Consider the following 15137-nt stretch of genomic DNA (forward strand, 5'->3'; position numbering starts at 1 on the left):
CGCCGGGCCCCGGGACGACACACACGACGTACGTCGCCAGTTATGCCTGGCACGAGGTGATGTGGTTCAGCACCGACACCTTTGTCGCGCCTGCCAATCCTCCTTCGTCGGATCCCCCGAGCATTCAACGTATCCCCGTGGGTGGCCCCCCTGTGGACTTGCTGCTCCTTCCAGGTCCGACGGGCCAGCCGCCGGCCCCGCCCGGCACCGAGGCGCTGTTTGTCGCGGTGCCGGACAACTCGACCATAGTCAGGCTGGCAATCCAGGCGGACGGTTCGCTAGTGCCGGAGCCGCCCACCGGCCTCTGTCCTCCGTTGGCGGTGTGCAACAACCGCAGCTGGGTGGTGCCGCCGCTGGTGCCGCCGCCCCCGCCACCAGAACTGCCGGGTGTGCAAGCGCCGCCCCCGAGACCTTGCGATTCCGAAAGAGGCAGCCCGCCCCGGCTCACGCCGGCGGCTGCGCCGCGCCTCGCCGATCCCGGCTCGCTCAACCGCCCTGCGCGTCCCGTGGCGCTGGCATGGGATCCCGACCGGATGCAGCTGCTCGTGGCGGACGCCGCCTTGCCGCTGATCCACGTGTTCAACCTGGTGACGGAGCAGTTCGAGGAGCCCATCTACGTTGGCGTGCCTACACGCGATCTCGTGGTCACCCCCCAGCTTCCCTGGTTGCTCCCGCCAGCGCCGCCGGGTCCGGGCTTGCCGCCGCCGGCGCCGATCCTGCATCACCGTGTTGCCTACGCCATCGACGCCAGCGACGGTTCGGTGCTGGCTGTGGACCTGGCCCGAAAGCGAGTGCTTCGTGTGGACGATCGTGGCGGGCGTGCGAGCGATCGGATTCCGTTTCACGCCGTGGGCAGCGGGACCGGCCTGCGGTTGGGCGCCGGCGGCGCTGCTGTACTCGAGATCCTGACTCCCGGCTGCGCGCCGGGCGCACCGGCCTGCGTGCCCGCAGTACCTGCGCCGGTGGATCCACCGCCGGCGAATCCCAGGCGGCTGCAGGGCGTGTTTCTCGCTGTTGCGTTGACCGACGGGACGGTGCGCATCGTGGACGTGCAGGACCTGGAGGCGGGGCGCCGCTGCCCGAAAGACCCGAACAACCCGGACAAGAGGGAGGATGCAGCGTTCTTTCAGCGCAGGCACCTGCCTCGGGTGGATCTTTTCACGAGCGAGACCTTCCGGGGTCCGGCCGCCAGCAGTCCGCTCTTCGAGCTCGAGGGCCAGTCCGAGACGATGTTGCCGAACGGCGTGACGCTCAGCGCGGCGGTGCCCGACCTGGTTCCGCTGGGCTCCTTCGGTGTACCGGCAGACCCGCTGTGCGGCGGGACCAGAGGTTGCCCGGCGGGCATGATGCCAGCGCTGGTCAGCGATCAGGTCTGTGTGGACAGCGACCCCACGCATCGAGACCATCCAGTTCACCACCCGCTGATCTGCGCCAACGCCAACCCCTGGCACATCGGACCCGAGCAATGGACGCTTGCGTACGAGGGTTTCCTTGCTCGCGGCGGCCGCGGTTCGCTTTCCGCCGGCCAGCTGATCGCCATGGACCCGGGCATCGATCTGTGCGCCTTGGGCGTGCTCGATGCGACCGAGATGAGGAAGGGCTACGGAGCGCACGTTGCCAAGGGCGACCAGCTCGTCATCACCCAGCCGAGACCGAGCTGGGCCGCCAACCCAGAGGACCCCTGCAGCGTTCTCGCACCCGAGCTGCCCCTCGCGTTCGAGATTGTCGAAGCCTACCGAGACCGCCTGGTGCTTTTTCCTGAGCTACGTACCGACCTGCTTTCCAACGAACAGAGGGATCTACTGGCGCTGGGATCGTGCGGCGGCAGTCCACTCACGTCGTTCGCTGGCATCCAGTGTTGTTTTGGCGACGCGCTCGTGGGCTATCAGATCCGCGCGCACGAGTCGTACGTAGTGAAGGGCGACACCGCGGAATTCTGGCATCGGGTCAGGGCCGAGACGACGGGGCGTTGCGCGGTGGACCCTTTGATCCATCCCGCCCAAACCGGTCGTGCATTCCTCGGCCAGCCTTTTCAGAACTTCGCTTTCTCGCTGGCGCTGGGCGGCAGTGCGCTGCCGTCACCCGGACTGCGCGTCGATTCCCTCGGTCGGCCGAGCTCCTCGCTCTTCGTGCGTTTTTCAGTGGGTGCCGTGCCACCGCAGCTGGGTGTCGATCTGACTCAGTTCGGCCCGCTGACGCAGCGGGGTGTGCTTCCGGTGGCCCTCAACTACCATCCGGTGGATGAGCGTTTGTACGTCGTAGACAGCGCTGTGCTTGGACTCAATGCGCTCGACCTGGACGGCTTCGAGATCACGCTGTCCGTACGCTAGGGAGGCGCTGCAGAATCATTGCTGCGGATCGTCGAGCACCGGGCGCCGCCGGCAAGGCCATGACCAAGAAGCCGAGAGTCGCGCAGCATTCGCCTGCCATGCAGCAGTTTTTTCGGGCCAAGGAACGGTATCCCGATGCGCTGCTGCTCTTTCGCATGGGCGACTTCTACGAGCTGTTCTTCGATGATGCGATCCTCGCTTCCCGTCTGCTCGAAATCGCGCTGACGTCGCGCGGCAAGGATCGGTCCGGCCAAGCGATCCCGATGGCGGGAGTGCCTTTTCACGCGGTCGGCGGCTATATCGAGCGGCTCGTCGCGCAGGGTCACAAGGTAGCCGTCTGCGAACAGATCGGCGATCCTTCCAAGATCAAGGGTGTCGTGCCGCGTGAGGTCGTACGCGTGGTAACGCCCGGGCTCGTGCTCGAGCCGGAGAGCCTGGATGCGGCCAGCCCCAACTACCTCGTGGGTGTGACGGCTGCGGGCGATCGCTTCGGATTGGCGGCGCTGGAGTACTCGACCTGCGAGCTGCGCGCCTGCGAGCTGACCACGGCCGCAGACGTGTCGGCGGAGCTGGTACGCTTGGAGCCCCGAGAGCTGCTGTTGCATGGCGCAGCGCGCGAGCGCTCGCCGGCGCTGGGCCAGGCAGCAAGGGGTGCTTCGGTACGTGAGCTGGACGACGCCGCGCTTCAGGCGGCAGCGAGCATAGAGCATGTGCAGTCCTTGGCCAGGCAGGGCCAGAACGTGGCTCTCGCCGACGCAGCGCGTCTGGCAGTCGCGGCAGTCCTTTCGTACGCGCAGCAGGCACAACCCGGTCTGCCCTTGCCCGTACTTCGGGTGGCACCGTACGACCCCGGAGCGCATCTGCTGCTCGACGAAGCAGCGGTGCGCAACCTCGAGATCGTGCGTACGCTGCAAGGGGAGCGCAAGGGCGCGCTCGTTAGCTTCATCGACAAGACACGAACGGCCATGGGGGCTCGCCTGCTGCGGCAGCGCCTGTTGAGCCCGCTTGCGTGCGTGGAGACCATTCGCCGCCGGCACGACTGCGTTCAGGCTTTGTGCGATGATCCGGTGTTGCGCGATCAGGTGCGACAGCTGCTGTCCCAAGTTCACGATCTGGAGCGACTGACCACGCGCGTTACGGCTGGTCTTGCGGGCCCGCGGGATTTGGGCGCAATTCGCGACAGCCTTCGAGCGGCCGAGAAACTGGCCGTTTGCGTGTGCAACGACACGGACGCGTTCGCGGCGGGTGACTGGCGACGCAGTCTAAGGCCCGAACCGCTGTGCCAGCCGTTGGCTCGGGCCCTATGCGATGCCTTGGCGGAGCAGCCACCCGTGGCAGCGAATGCTGGAGGCGTGTTTCGTCCAGGCTGCGACGCGGCGCTCGACGAGCTGAGGGACCTGGCGTCCTCCGGCAAGGAGCTGATGCTGCAGCTTGAAGCCGAGGAGCGGGAGCGCACAGGCATCTCGTCGTTGAAGGTGCGCTTCACCAGAGTGTTTGGCTACTACATCGAGATCACCAAATCGAACCTGCGCTCGGTTCCAGGAGACTACCGGCGCAAACAGACCGTCGCAGGCGGCGAGCGGTTCATCACCGAGCGCCTGGAGTCGCTGCAAGCTCGCATACTGGGTGCAGAAGAGCGTTCCCGGATGCTGGAGCTCGAGCGCTTCATCGAGCTAAGGACACGCGTCGCCGGTTCGGCTGCACAGCTTCGAGCCCTAGCCGCCAGGCTTGCACGCCTCGATGTGCATGCGGCGTTGGCCGAAGCCGCGCACGCCTACGACCATGTCCGGCCGGCCCTGGACGACGGCACGGGGTTGCAGCTTACGGAAGCACGCCATCCCGCGGTCGAGCGCATGCTGCCAGCGGGGACTTTCGTGCCCAACGACGTGTGCTTGGAGGCTGACGCAGAGCGTTTGATGATCATCACTGGACCGAATATGGCCGGCAAGTCTACGGTCATGCGCCAGACGGCTCTGGCGGTGATTCTGGCGCAGGCTGGCGCGTTCGTACCCGCTTCGAGCGCTCGGATTGGCCTCGTGGATCGACTCTACACGCGGGTGGGGGCCAGCGATGACCTGGTCGCCGGCCAGAGCACCTTCATGCTGGAGATGCGCGAAACCGCCAACATCTTGCACGGTGCGACACGGCGCTCGCTGGTCCTGCTCGACGAAATCGGACGCGGTACCAGCACCTACGATGGGCTCTCCATTGCCTGGGCTGTAGCCGAGTACCTGCACGATGCCGTGGGATGCAGGACCATGTTCGCGACCCACTACCACGAGCTGTGTCAGCTAGCGGCAAGTCGCGATGGCAGCGTCAACTACAACGTCGCGGCGAGCGAGTACGGTGAGGACGTGGTCTTCTTGCACAAGCTCGTCCGCGGTGCCGCCAACCGCAGCTACGGCATCGCTGTGGCAAGACTTGCAGGAGTTCCAGCGACCGTGCTCGCGCGTGCCAGGACGTTGCTGCGGGAGCTCGAAACACAGGACGGCGCGGCAGCGTTGGTGGAGCAGGCAAGCGCGCAACTCGATCTGTTTGCCGGCTCGTCGAGTCCACGTCCGGCCGTATCCGAGCTCGAGAGCACACTTGAGGCTCTGGAGCTCGATACCCTGACGCCGCTCCAGGCCCTCAGTGCATTGGCTCATCTCAAGTCGCTGCTGCGCCCGGGTAGCTGAGGCTTGGATGCGCTTGCCGCCAGCGTCGGCCCGGATAGGATGGAGGAGATGAGCGCCGACCTCACGGAAAAAGTCGAGAGCATCAAAGGCCAGCTGCGCGCGGCGGATGCGGCTCTGGCACAAGCCCTGGACGCTCGGGCCGAAGCCATCAAGCGCGCCATCGAGCTGCGCGACGAGCATCCTGACGCCTACATTGGGATGCCGCGCGACGTAGACGTGCTCAGCGAGCTCAGCGAACGCATCGAGCACTTCCCGGTGGACGCGGCAAAGCCGGTGATGCGGGAAGTGCTGTCGGCGTGCGCCGCCATGGTCGCGCCTGTCGAGGTCGCCTACATGGGTGTCGAAGGCGGGCTCGGCCACACTGCAGCACGCAAGTACTTCGGTTCCGCGGCACGTTTTCGGTCTGCACCGAGCGCGGAAGAGGTGGTGGCGGAAGTGGAGCGCAAGCGCGCTTCCAGGGGAGTGCTGCCCTGGGAGACTTCCAACGATGGCACCGTGACTGCGACGCTCAATGCGCTCGCTCACAGCGACCTGAAGATCGGGGGCGAGGTGACCGTCAAGGCACGCTACCATATGCTGTCGCAATCCGGCGACCCAGCGCAGATCAAAACGATTCTTGGTACGCCGACGGCTATTGCAGCGGCGGAGCGGTTCGTATTAACCCGTTTTGCGGATGCGCGGATCGTCGATACACGCACCGGAATCAACGCCGCCGATCAAGCGGCAAAGGACCCGGAGGCTGCGGCCATTTGCACTGAAGTCGTGGCACAGCTGACGAACCTCGAGTTTGTGCAGCGCTCGGTTCAGGACAGCACATCCCATGAGATTCGGTACGTGGTCGCGGGCGGCGATGCGCCCGCACGCACCGGGGCGGACCGCACGGCCATCGTGCTGGCCACGCACGACGCACCGGGCGAGCTCATGGCATGCCTGAAGCCGCTGGCGGATCGTCGGGTCAATCTAACGAGGCTGGAGACGCGGGCCGCGCGCGGGGTGCCTTGGCGCTACTTCATCCTCATGGAGATGGAGGGTCACATCACCGATCGTTCGGTGCTCACCGCTGTCGAGGAAGTCAGAGCCACCAACCGCAACATCCAGGTGCTCGGCAGCTATCCAAGACCGGAGTAGACGCCGTGAGTTCGGATCGACCGAGACGCGTGAGCTCGACGACCTCTTCATCGAGGCCCCCGGAGAGACACATGTCCTGGTCATCGCTGCCCGACGGCAGTCTGGAGTCGCTGCCGCTGCCGCATCTCTCGCGCATACAACCCTACGTCCCGGGCAAGCCGCTCGAAGAGCTATCGCGTGAGCGAGGCATAACGCACCCGATCAAGCTGGCGTCCAACGAGAGCCCGATGGGACCCTCGCCCAAGGTAATCGAAGCCATCGAGCGGGCGGCGCGCGACTGCCATCGCTACCCCGATGGCGACGCCTTCAAGCTGCGTCGAGCCCTGGCCGGCCATCATGACGTGGAGCCCGGCGAGATCAGCTTTGGAAACGGATCCAACGAATTGGTGGACCTGCTGTGTCGGACCTTTGTCAGCACCTATCATCACGCGGTGATCCCCAAGCCCAGTTTCGTGGCCTACGACCTTTCCCTGCGAATAGGTAACGTGCCCACGACCGCAGTAGCGTTGCGCGACAACCACTACTGGAATCTCGAGGCGATGCGTGCGGCCATACGGCCCAAGACCCGGTTGTGCTTCATCGCCAACCCCAATAATCCGACCGGAACCTACGTGGGACACGAGGAGCTGGAGCGTTTCGTGTGCGAGCTGCCGGATCATGTGATTCCAGTGATCGACGAGGCGTACGTAGAGTTCGCTGATGCCCCGGACTACAAGAGCGCGCTGGACATGAGGGGGATTTGCCCCCGGCTTGTCGTCCTGCGCACGTTCTCCAAGGCGTACGGCCTCGCCGGCTTGAGGATCGGCTACGCCATCGTGCCCAGACCGTTCAACGAACAAATCAACAGGGTGCGCATGCCGTTCAATGTCAGCTCGATGGCGCAGGCTGCGGCGCTGGCGGCACTTGGGGACCCTGAGCACGTGCAGCAGTACGTGGAGCTCAACAACCACGAGCGGGGGCGTCTAGGCGCGGGCTTGGAGGAGCTCGGTTTGAGGGTGATTCCAAGCCAAGCCAATTTCCTCTGCGTCGAACTGGGCCGGCCGGCGAAGCCGATCTACGAACGGCTCTTGGACCTGGGCGTGATCGTGCGACCGCTGGGTGCGATCCTGCCCGAGGCCTTGCGCATCAGCGTTGGGCTGCCCGAGGAGAACGAGCAACTCTTGCGTACCATGTCCGAGGCTCTGGGCGATGCCTAGGCCCAGGTCTAGCGCTCCGGCCGGCATGGCTGCTCTTCGATGGACCTGCGCCTGCTCGTTTCTCGCTGCCTCTATGGGCACGCTGGCCTGCGGAGGAGGGCAGTCCGCAGCTCCCAGGCCGGCTCGGCCGACCCAGCAAGACGGGGCAGCGCCGCTGCGAGCCCCAGACCGCCTTGCGGACCTGATGCCTGCTCGCTGCAGCGGCATCCTGCGCGTGCGCCCGAACCAGGTGACCTCTTCCGCGCTCTACCTCGAAGCACGCCGGGACTTTTTCGCTCGGACCGAAGCGTCCGAACAGGAGCTTCAGCAGCTCCGAGGGGCGCTGGAGGAGCTGGTTGGGCCGGCCGAGGAAGTGGTCGCGTGTTTGCGCCACACACGATCCCAATGGAGGTCGGATGGTCTTGTCGCCATGCGCGGGGCCTACGAGGCGGGCGCGCTCGCGAGGACCCTCAGCTTGGCTACGAGGCTGTGGCATCCGTCCCCAGGAGCCCCGCCTCCCCGGGTCGCAAAGGCGGTCGCGCGTGAGGAGGTAGGGGGTCGAGCGCTCTTGAACAACGGTACGCTCTGTCTCCTCGACCTCGGAGGGGGAACGCTTCTCATCGGGTCCGAGGCCACGCTGCGCCGAGTCGTGACCGGGATCCGGCGCGGCTCCAGTGGGTTCACTGCAACGCCGCTCTTTCGACGCCTGGCCCCGCGCGTGGATTTCGGGGGTGCCGACCTCGCGCTGGTGCGCCGTCCTTTTGGCGCGCTCGAGCAGCACCGGGGTCGTGGGGCTGTCTCTCCGGGGTTCGGCCCCGAAACGGGCCGGCTGTTTGGCACCCTCGCGGCGTCGAACCTGGCGCTCCAGGCTGGGATCCGGCAGGGCTTGGTGGTAACGGTCCTGGCTGAGCCACCGCAGGCAGGACAGGCGCAAGAGCTGGTAGTGGGCGCGCAGCGGCTTGTTGACCAGGGCGGGCTCGCGTTACGTCTTGCCGGGCTTGGCGCCCTGGTACAAGGTGCAGACTTCGAGCTGAACGGGCCGCTCGCCCAGTTCAGGCTGCGTCTAAGCGAAGCCGACTCGCTGGACCTGCTGGATCGTTTGGGGCTGGTGCTTGCGGGGATGCAGGGTTCGATTTTGTAGTGGTGGCCATGCGCACGGACTCCGCTGACAGCGCAGCCCGGCAGCCGGTCATCGCCATCGATGGGCCCGCCGGTGCGGGCAAGAGCACGGTGGCCATGTCGTTGGCCGCTCGGCTGGGCTTCACCCTGCTGGACACGGGGGCGCTGTATCGCGCCGTCGCCCTTGCAGCACGTGAAGCCGGACTCTCTTGGGACGACGCCGAGGGCGTCGGGGCGCTCGCGGCCAAGCTCGATCTTGGTTTCAGCGCGGGTTCCGGTGCCGAGGCTCCGCGGATCATGCTCGGTGGTAGGGACCGCTCGCGGGATATCCGCAGTCCGGGAATCTCCCGCGGTGCGAGCGATGTCTCCAGGCATCCCAGCGTCCGCCGCGCCCTGCTGAGGGTGCAGCAAAGCCTCGGTGAGCTTGGGGGGCTTGTCGCGGAGGGTCGTGATACCGGAACCGTCGTGTTCCCACGTGCGGAGGTGAAGGTGTTTCTGACAGCCGACGTCGCCACGCGGGCTCACCGGCGCCAACGGGAGCTCGAGAGCAAGGGCATCGAAGCGGACCCGGCGCACACCCGCGCCGAAATAGAAACCCGCGACAGGCAGGATAGCACCCGGCCCATCGCGCCCCTGGTGCCGGCCGACGATGCGATCGTGGTAGATACAACTGGACGCACGGTGGAGGAGGTGGTGACCGAGCTCGAGGCGCTGGTGGCAGCGAAAACCTTGCTGCGGCCCTGAGGCTGTGGGAGGCTGCGCGGATGAGCCCTCCGGCTTCAGGTCAGCGTGGCATTGACAGCGCTTTGGCGCGTTGCTACGTAGCGCGCATTTTTCGCAGGCTGCAGAGTCTTTGCAGGCTGCAGAGCGTAACTGCAGAGCGTAACTGCAGAGCTGGTGGCGTCGCGAGGCGTCGCGCTTTGATGCAATCTCTCCTAGAGCATGACCGGCCTCATGCACACGCTTGCGCGTTGGTGCCGCTGGTCACTTGCACTCGCACAGTCTGGAGAAATCGCAGAAAGGGTTTTTCGATCGCATGACGGAGATAGAGCAGGCATCCGCCCAGGCGGAGACATTCGCGAGCCTCTTTGAAGCCTCGGTGGCGCAGGCTGACGCGCTGCGCGAAGGCGAGATCGTGAGCGGGACCGTCATCAAAGTCGGCCGCGACGCCGTGATAGTCGATATCGGCTACAAGTCGGAGGGCGTGATCTCCACGGGCGAGTTCGTGACGCCGGGCGGCGAAGTTCGAGTCGACGTGGGCGACGTCGTCGATGTACTCGTGGAAGCCAAGGAAAACGATGACGGTCTGGTCTCCCTCTCCAAGGAGAAAGCGGACAAGCTGAAGGTCTGGGACGAAATCAGTGCCGCTTGCGAGCGCGACGAGTTGATCGAGGGGACCATTACCTCCCGCGTCAAGGGTGGCCTTTCCGTCACCATCCGTGGTGGTGTGAAGGCTTTCCTGCCGGGGTCTCAGGTTGATCTGCGGCCGATCCGCAATCTGGACAAGATGATCGGTCAGACCTACCAGTTCAAGGTCATCAAGTTCAACAAGAAGCGAGGGAACATCGTGCTGTCTAGGCGTGTGCTGCTCGAAAAGGAGCGCAACGTGCTGAAGGCGCGCACCCTTGAGAACCTCGAAGAAGGCATGGTGGTGCAGGGCAGCATCAAGAATATCACCGAGTATGGAGCCTTCGTCGATTTGGGTGGAATCGACGGACTACTGCACATCACGGATATGAGCTGGGGCCGCGTAACGCATCCCTCGGAGGTGTTCAAGGTTGGCGATGAGGTTACGGTCAAGGTGCTGCGCTACAACCAGGAGACCGAGCGTGTATCTTTGGGACTCAAACAAACGACCGACGATCCATGGGAGCATGCCTCGGAGTCCTATCCCATTGGCAAACGGGTGTTCGGGAAAGTCGTATCCCTAACCGACTACGGCGCCTTTGTGGAGATCGAGGAGGGAGTCGAGGGCCTGATCCACGTCAGCGAAATGACTTGGGGCAAGCCCAAGCACCCATCCAAGATCCTGGAGATCGGACGTGACGTGGAGTGTCAAGTGCTCGAGGTGGATGCCCAAGCGAAGCGGATCAGCTTGGGACTCAAGCAGCTCGAGCCTGACCCCTGGACTGAGTTTTCGGGCAGATACAACCCGGGTGATGTCATTCGCGGCAAGGTGCGTTCGATTACCGACTACGGAATCTTCGTCGGCATCGAAGAAGGTGTCGACGGAATGGTCCACAAGTCCGACCTCAGCTGGACCCAGCGCATCAACAATCCGGCGGACGTCTACCATAAGGGCGACGAGGTCGAGGCGATCATTCTTTCGATAAACCACAACGAGAAGAAGGTCTCGCTGGGCATAAAGCAGCTGTACGAGGACCCCTGGCAGCGCATTCCGCAGGACTATCCCGCAGGGACCATCCTCGAGGTGCGGGTCATGTCCGTGGCTGACTTCGGCGTGTTCGTCGAGCTGGAACGGGGCGTTGAAGGTCTGGTGCCGATTTCCGAGTTGAGCGACGAGTCGACCGAGGCTGCGCGCAAAGCGTTCAAGGAGGGTGAGATCCACCGCGCGGAGATTCTGAAGGTGGACGCCGAGGAGCGGCGCATTACGCTCTCGCTCAAGCGTGCCAAGCAGCGCGACGAATCGACCGAGGCGCTGAAGTACATGGAGCGCAGTCCTGAAGGCGGAGCGCAGCGGGCCGTGGGGCCGAGCGGGCGGGCGGGTGCGACCTTGGGCGACGTGCTGAAGGACAAGCTGGGGAGCAAGATCGACGATCTGTCGAAGGAATAGGGCCCATGGCGTCGCCGTCTCGAGCGTGGGACTGAGTGGCGGAAGCGCAAGCCTCGGTCGAGGGGAGCGGTTCGCGGCCGCGCCGCGCGCTCTTCCTGGGCGTGTCAGGCGTTCTGCTGGTTGCCTGCATCGTCGTCTTTCGAGCGGTGCTGGTTCCGTTCGTGCTGGGCCTGGTGCTGGCGTACGTACTGTACCCGCTGGTGACGGCTACCGAGCGCCTGCGCGCCTTCGGGCGTCAGCCGCCGCGTTGGCTGGCCGTCTTGGTGTTGTACGCAGCGCTTCTGGGCGCGCTGTCGGCGACCGTGGTGTTCGCTGTTCCGCGTCTTGCACTGGAAGTAAACAAGGCGGCCGGTGAGTTGCCGCGACTGGCCGTAGCTGCGAAAGACGAATGGCTGCCGTGGGTCGAAGACCGGATGCACAGCGCGCTGTCGCTCGCGGGAAACGATGCGGAGAGCAGCGGTGCGAGGCCTGCGCTCTTGCGCCCGCGAAGTAGCGTGGGCACCGAGCAGGGGCCACGGGACTCGCAGGGGATTCGCATCGTGGGACGATCGGATGGTGGCTACGAAATCCGACTGCCGGAACAAGGGTTGCTGGTGGCTTCCGAGGGGGAGGCGTATCGAGTGACTGTGGGGAAGCCTCGACAGGACGGCCCGTTGGATCTCGCAACCACCGTCGCCGATGCGGTGCGTCGCGCCGCCGAGAACACCGAGCGAACGACGGTTGCGGTTCTTGCAGCCGTGCAGGCGGTTGTGCGCGCTCTGAGCAACGGAGTCTTCACGTTTTTCATCACACTGATGCTGTCGGCGTACCTGATCATCACGAGCGATCGCATCAGGGGCTTCTTTCGGGCTCTGTACCTCCCTTCGCAGCGAGAGGAATTCGACAGGCTGGTGCACAGGATCGATCGCGGGTTGGCAGGTGTAATACGTGGCCAGCTGCTCATTTGCCTGGTCAACGGGATCCTGAGTGGAATCGGCTTCTACTTCTTCGGGCTCAAGTACTGGGTTGGTCTTACCCTGCTGGCCACGGTGTTGTCCCTGGTGCCGATCTTTGGAGCGATCCTGAGCTCGATTCCAGCGGTGGCTATTGCACTTCAAGACGGGATCGTGCTGGCGCTGCTCGTGCTCGGCTGGATCGTCATCATTCACCAGATCGAGGCCAACCTGCTCAATCCGAAGATCATGGGGGATGCGGCCAAGGTCCATCCGGTGCTGGTCGTCTTCGCCTTGCTGGCTGGAGCTCATGTGGCCGGAATAATAGGAGCGCTGCTGGGGGTGCCGGTGTTGAGCATTACGCAGAGCCTCTTCCTGCATTTTAGAGAGCAGGCTCTGGGCGTCCCCAAGCGCTAGCGCTACGCCCCCCTGCAGGGCGTCCGAGCAGACAGCCTGTCGTGCTCATTCGGGTCCCCGCTCAACAGTTCTCCTCTGTTCCCGGCTAGTGCTCGCTGCGCGCCGTCCGGTACTTTGTCACCTGAGCGGCTAGGGTTCGCTGTCGGCGCGCGCGATCAACGCCTCGAGTTCACTGGCGCGCTCAGGCTCGTCGATAGCCTGTGCGAAGGCGTCGATCGTCTCGCGAACGTACTCGAGGTCGACCTTACCTCGATGGAGGCGAAGCAGGTCCTCCACGTCCCGCTTGTCGCGATCGCGCCAGGCGACGGTCTTGTAGATGATGAGGTCCTGTGCGGTCGCTATAGGAATGTGGATGCCGGCGACCGAGACAATCTCGGCTCGCGAAAGCGCGGCGCGCTCGAACGGAAGCCAGGCGAGCGTGATATCCATGGGCACGCCCGTGGGCTCATGAACCAAGAGCAGCACCTGGCTCTCAGCTGCGAAGGCCTCGACGTCCGTGATGCGGCCCACGATTCCGCGGCGGCTCAGGGTTGCCAGCAAGCGGGGCAGGTCGAGATCAACGGACCACACGGTCGCGTCCGCATCGTCGGTGTGGCGCACCACGCCCCTCGCGATCGCCGCGAGGCCGCCAATAATCATGTGCGGGGCTCCCGCGGCCTGCAGCACCGCTAGCAGGTCAGTTAGTGCACGTACGAGCGGCTGAGCCGACGCGTCGGTCACTGGTCCCGCAAGGCCGTGCGCACTCGCGCCCAGCGCGAATAGGCCCGCAGATCCTCCGGCGAGACGTCGTGGGCTGGTCTCGTGAAACCCCGCAGGGCGGCCGCGAACGCGATCAGTCCCAGGCCCCGCGCCAGCGCCTGTTCGGCGACCGGCGCGCAGCCTCGCAATTCCGCCTTCTCTCGCGCTTCGGCTAGGCGCCTCTGGTTCACCCACTTCCGAAGATCTGCCGCTGGATCACCCATGCACGAAGCCTACCACACGCTCAAGTCCACAGCCGTGCCATGGCTTGCGGCGGGGCGGGGATGTGGCGACCTGACCCGCCTTGCTTTGATCCACTCATCCTGTCTGTAGATCATAGCTCCGCAGCCCCGCGCAAGACCCCTCGGACCGGACCGCCCCCACCAGGATCACGCCTTGAAACATAGTCGGCTCCTTCCTGTTCGTTGTGGGTTGGTAATCCAACGATGCCAGGAAGGGGCCGGCCGCTCTACAGCTTCAGCGTTGAGGCTTGAGGATATCCGGGCCGGTGCCGCGGTGGCGGCTCGCAGCTGGAACCCACGGTCATCGGCCGGGCTGTCGGTAGGCTTGACGGGCGCTCGATTGCGGGTAGTAGGGGGAAACGCGAACGGAGCGGAGGAAAGCCGGCATGAGGGAGCGTAGTTGCGCTGCGGGAACACGGGAAAGATCAGGCACGCTGGATCGTCGTAGCCCTAACCGAGGGTCCGATCACGCAACCGCTCCGGGGACAACCCTTCTGGGAAACGCTTGCCTTGCGGCTTGGATGGTCTCGTCACTCGCGGTAGCCATGTTCGTGCCGCGTGAGGCACAAGCTCAACGGTGGCAAGTAGGCGGCACGATGCAGGTAGATTTCAGCGCGGGTTCCGATGAGCTCCTAACACTTGATTTCATCGACGGTACGTCCGAGAACATCAAAGCGGGCGACGGCGTCACCCTGGCACTAAGCGGAGGCCTGAGGTTTCGTGCGGAGGAAGCACACCAACTCGAGCTGCTACTCAACCTTGGTATCAGGTACACCGACACGCAGCCCGCCATAAACGGAGGCGTCGACTTTCTCCGCTTGCCTATAGAAGCGCTCGCCTTCTACCGCCTAGCCTTCGGCCCCTCGGGCAGCAACACGATGTTCCTGCGCACTGGCGTTGGCCTGGCCGTACACTTGATGAACGAGCTCACGGGAGAGGGTGTCCTTTCAGGCCTCCATCTCAGGTTTGGGCCGGCGCTGGGATGGATCCTGCAGGCCGACCTCGGTAGTACTTTGGTAGCACCGCATCAACTTATTGTGGGCCTGCGCTACACACGCATTGGCTACCGCGCGGATGGGATGTCACGCCCGCTTTCAGCCAATGCCGTCGGACTTCAGCTGGGCTATCTCGTGGAGCTTTGAAGCAGGGCCGACGCCCGCCCTGCCCTGACTCGCCAATCCCGCAACCGGTTAGGCGCACGTCGCGGTAGGGACGTGCGAGCGGCTCGGCGAGCCATGCAGCGTGCTCCCAGTGGCTTGCGATGACGAAGTGCGCAGGCTGTCCGGCCCCGCCCCTGCGCCGTTTCCGACCCCGATTTCCGATCCTGAGATCCGACGCGCCCATCTTGGTCTCACCCCTGTGCCTCCACCGCGGCCCTCGGTCTCCGCCGCGGCCTCTGGCCTCTGCTTCCGAATCAGCTTCCGAATCCGACTTTGCTCCCGCTCGCGACGTCGGGTTCGGTCCCGCGATGGCATCCCGAAAAAGCGCGGCTTCGGTGGACCGCCCTGCTATCCGGCCCCCAGAATCGCTGAAAACCTCCCCTACCTCTACAACGTCATGTAGCTAATCGAGATCGACGATCAGGGC

11 protein-coding genes are annotated in these 15137 nt (G+C 64.9%); 9 read left to right on the forward strand and 2 right to left on the reverse strand.

The window, feature by feature from the left end; translation table 11 throughout:
- From MJD61_02110 to MJD61_02145, 8 genes are all read left to right on the forward strand, one after another.
- A partial coding sequence (locus tag MJD61_02110) for a hypothetical protein (protein MCG8554073.1) occupies nucleotides 1–2330 on the forward strand: 2330 nt, incomplete at its 5' end.
- 59 nt (nucleotides 2331–2389) lie between these two features.
- Entirely contained in the window at nucleotides 2390–5005 is a 2616-nt protein-coding gene (gene mutS / locus MJD61_02115) for a DNA mismatch repair protein MutS (protein MCG8554074.1), read from the forward strand.
- A gap of 48 nt (nucleotides 5006–5053) precedes the next feature.
- Nucleotides 5054–6133 (forward strand): hypothetical protein, encoded by a 1080-nt coding sequence (locus tag MJD61_02120; protein ID MCG8554075.1) that lies wholly within the window; start codon nucleotides 5054–5056, stop codon nucleotides 6131–6133.
- A gap of 71 nt (nucleotides 6134–6204) precedes the next feature.
- Entirely contained in the window at nucleotides 6205–7329 is a 1125-nt protein-coding gene (gene hisC, locus MJD61_02125) for a histidinol-phosphate transaminase (protein ID MCG8554076.1), read from the forward strand.
- A 184-nt stretch (nucleotides 7330–7513) separates the two neighbouring features.
- Nucleotides 7514–8449: a hypothetical protein gene (locus MJD61_02130; protein MCG8554077.1), complete on the forward strand. Its 936-nt coding sequence runs from the start codon at nucleotides 7514–7516 to the stop codon at nucleotides 8447–8449.
- An 8-nt stretch (nucleotides 8450–8457) separates the two neighbouring features.
- The gene (gene cmk / locus MJD61_02135; GenBank protein MCG8554078.1) at nucleotides 8458–9171 is read left to right on the forward strand and encodes a (d)CMP kinase; all 714 of its coding nucleotides are present in this window, start codon (nucleotides 8458–8460) and stop codon (nucleotides 9169–9171) included.
- 292 nt (nucleotides 9172–9463) lie between these two features.
- Nucleotides 9464–11221, forward strand: a complete 1758-nt coding sequence (locus MJD61_02140; protein MCG8554079.1) for a 30S ribosomal protein S1 — start codon at nucleotides 9464–9466, stop codon at nucleotides 11219–11221.
- A gap of 35 nt (nucleotides 11222–11256) precedes the next feature.
- The gene (locus tag MJD61_02145) at nucleotides 11257–12570 is read left to right on the forward strand and encodes an AI-2E family transporter (GenBank protein MCG8554080.1); all 1314 of its coding nucleotides are present in this window, start codon (nucleotides 11257–11259) and stop codon (nucleotides 12568–12570) included.
- 129 nt (nucleotides 12571–12699) lie between these two features.
- On the opposite strand, the gene MJD61_02150 is transcribed toward MJD61_02145, so the two are convergent.
- Nucleotides 12700–13290, reverse strand: coding sequence for a nucleotidyltransferase (locus MJD61_02150; GenBank protein MCG8554081.1), 591 nt, complete (start codon nucleotides 13288–13290; stop codon nucleotides 12700–12702).
- On the reverse strand, nucleotides 13287–13499 hold the full coding sequence (locus MJD61_02155) for a hypothetical protein (protein MCG8554082.1): 213 nt from the start codon (nucleotides 13497–13499) through the stop codon (nucleotides 13287–13289). The genes MJD61_02150 and MJD61_02155 overlap by 4 nt, the downstream gene beginning before the upstream one ends.
- 572 nt (nucleotides 13500–14071) lie before the next feature.
- Here MJD61_02155 and MJD61_02160 point away from each other — a divergent pair.
- Complete coding sequence (locus tag MJD61_02160; protein MCG8554083.1) at nucleotides 14072–14692, forward strand: hypothetical protein; 621 nt, start codon at nucleotides 14072–14074, stop codon at nucleotides 14690–14692.
- The last annotated feature ends 445 nt before the right edge of the window (nucleotides 14693–15137 follow it).

The sequence above is a fragment of the Pseudomonadota bacterium genome, assembly GCA_022361155.1.
Lineage (GTDB): Bacteria > Myxococcota_A > Polyangia > Polyangiales > JAKSBK01 > JAKSBK01.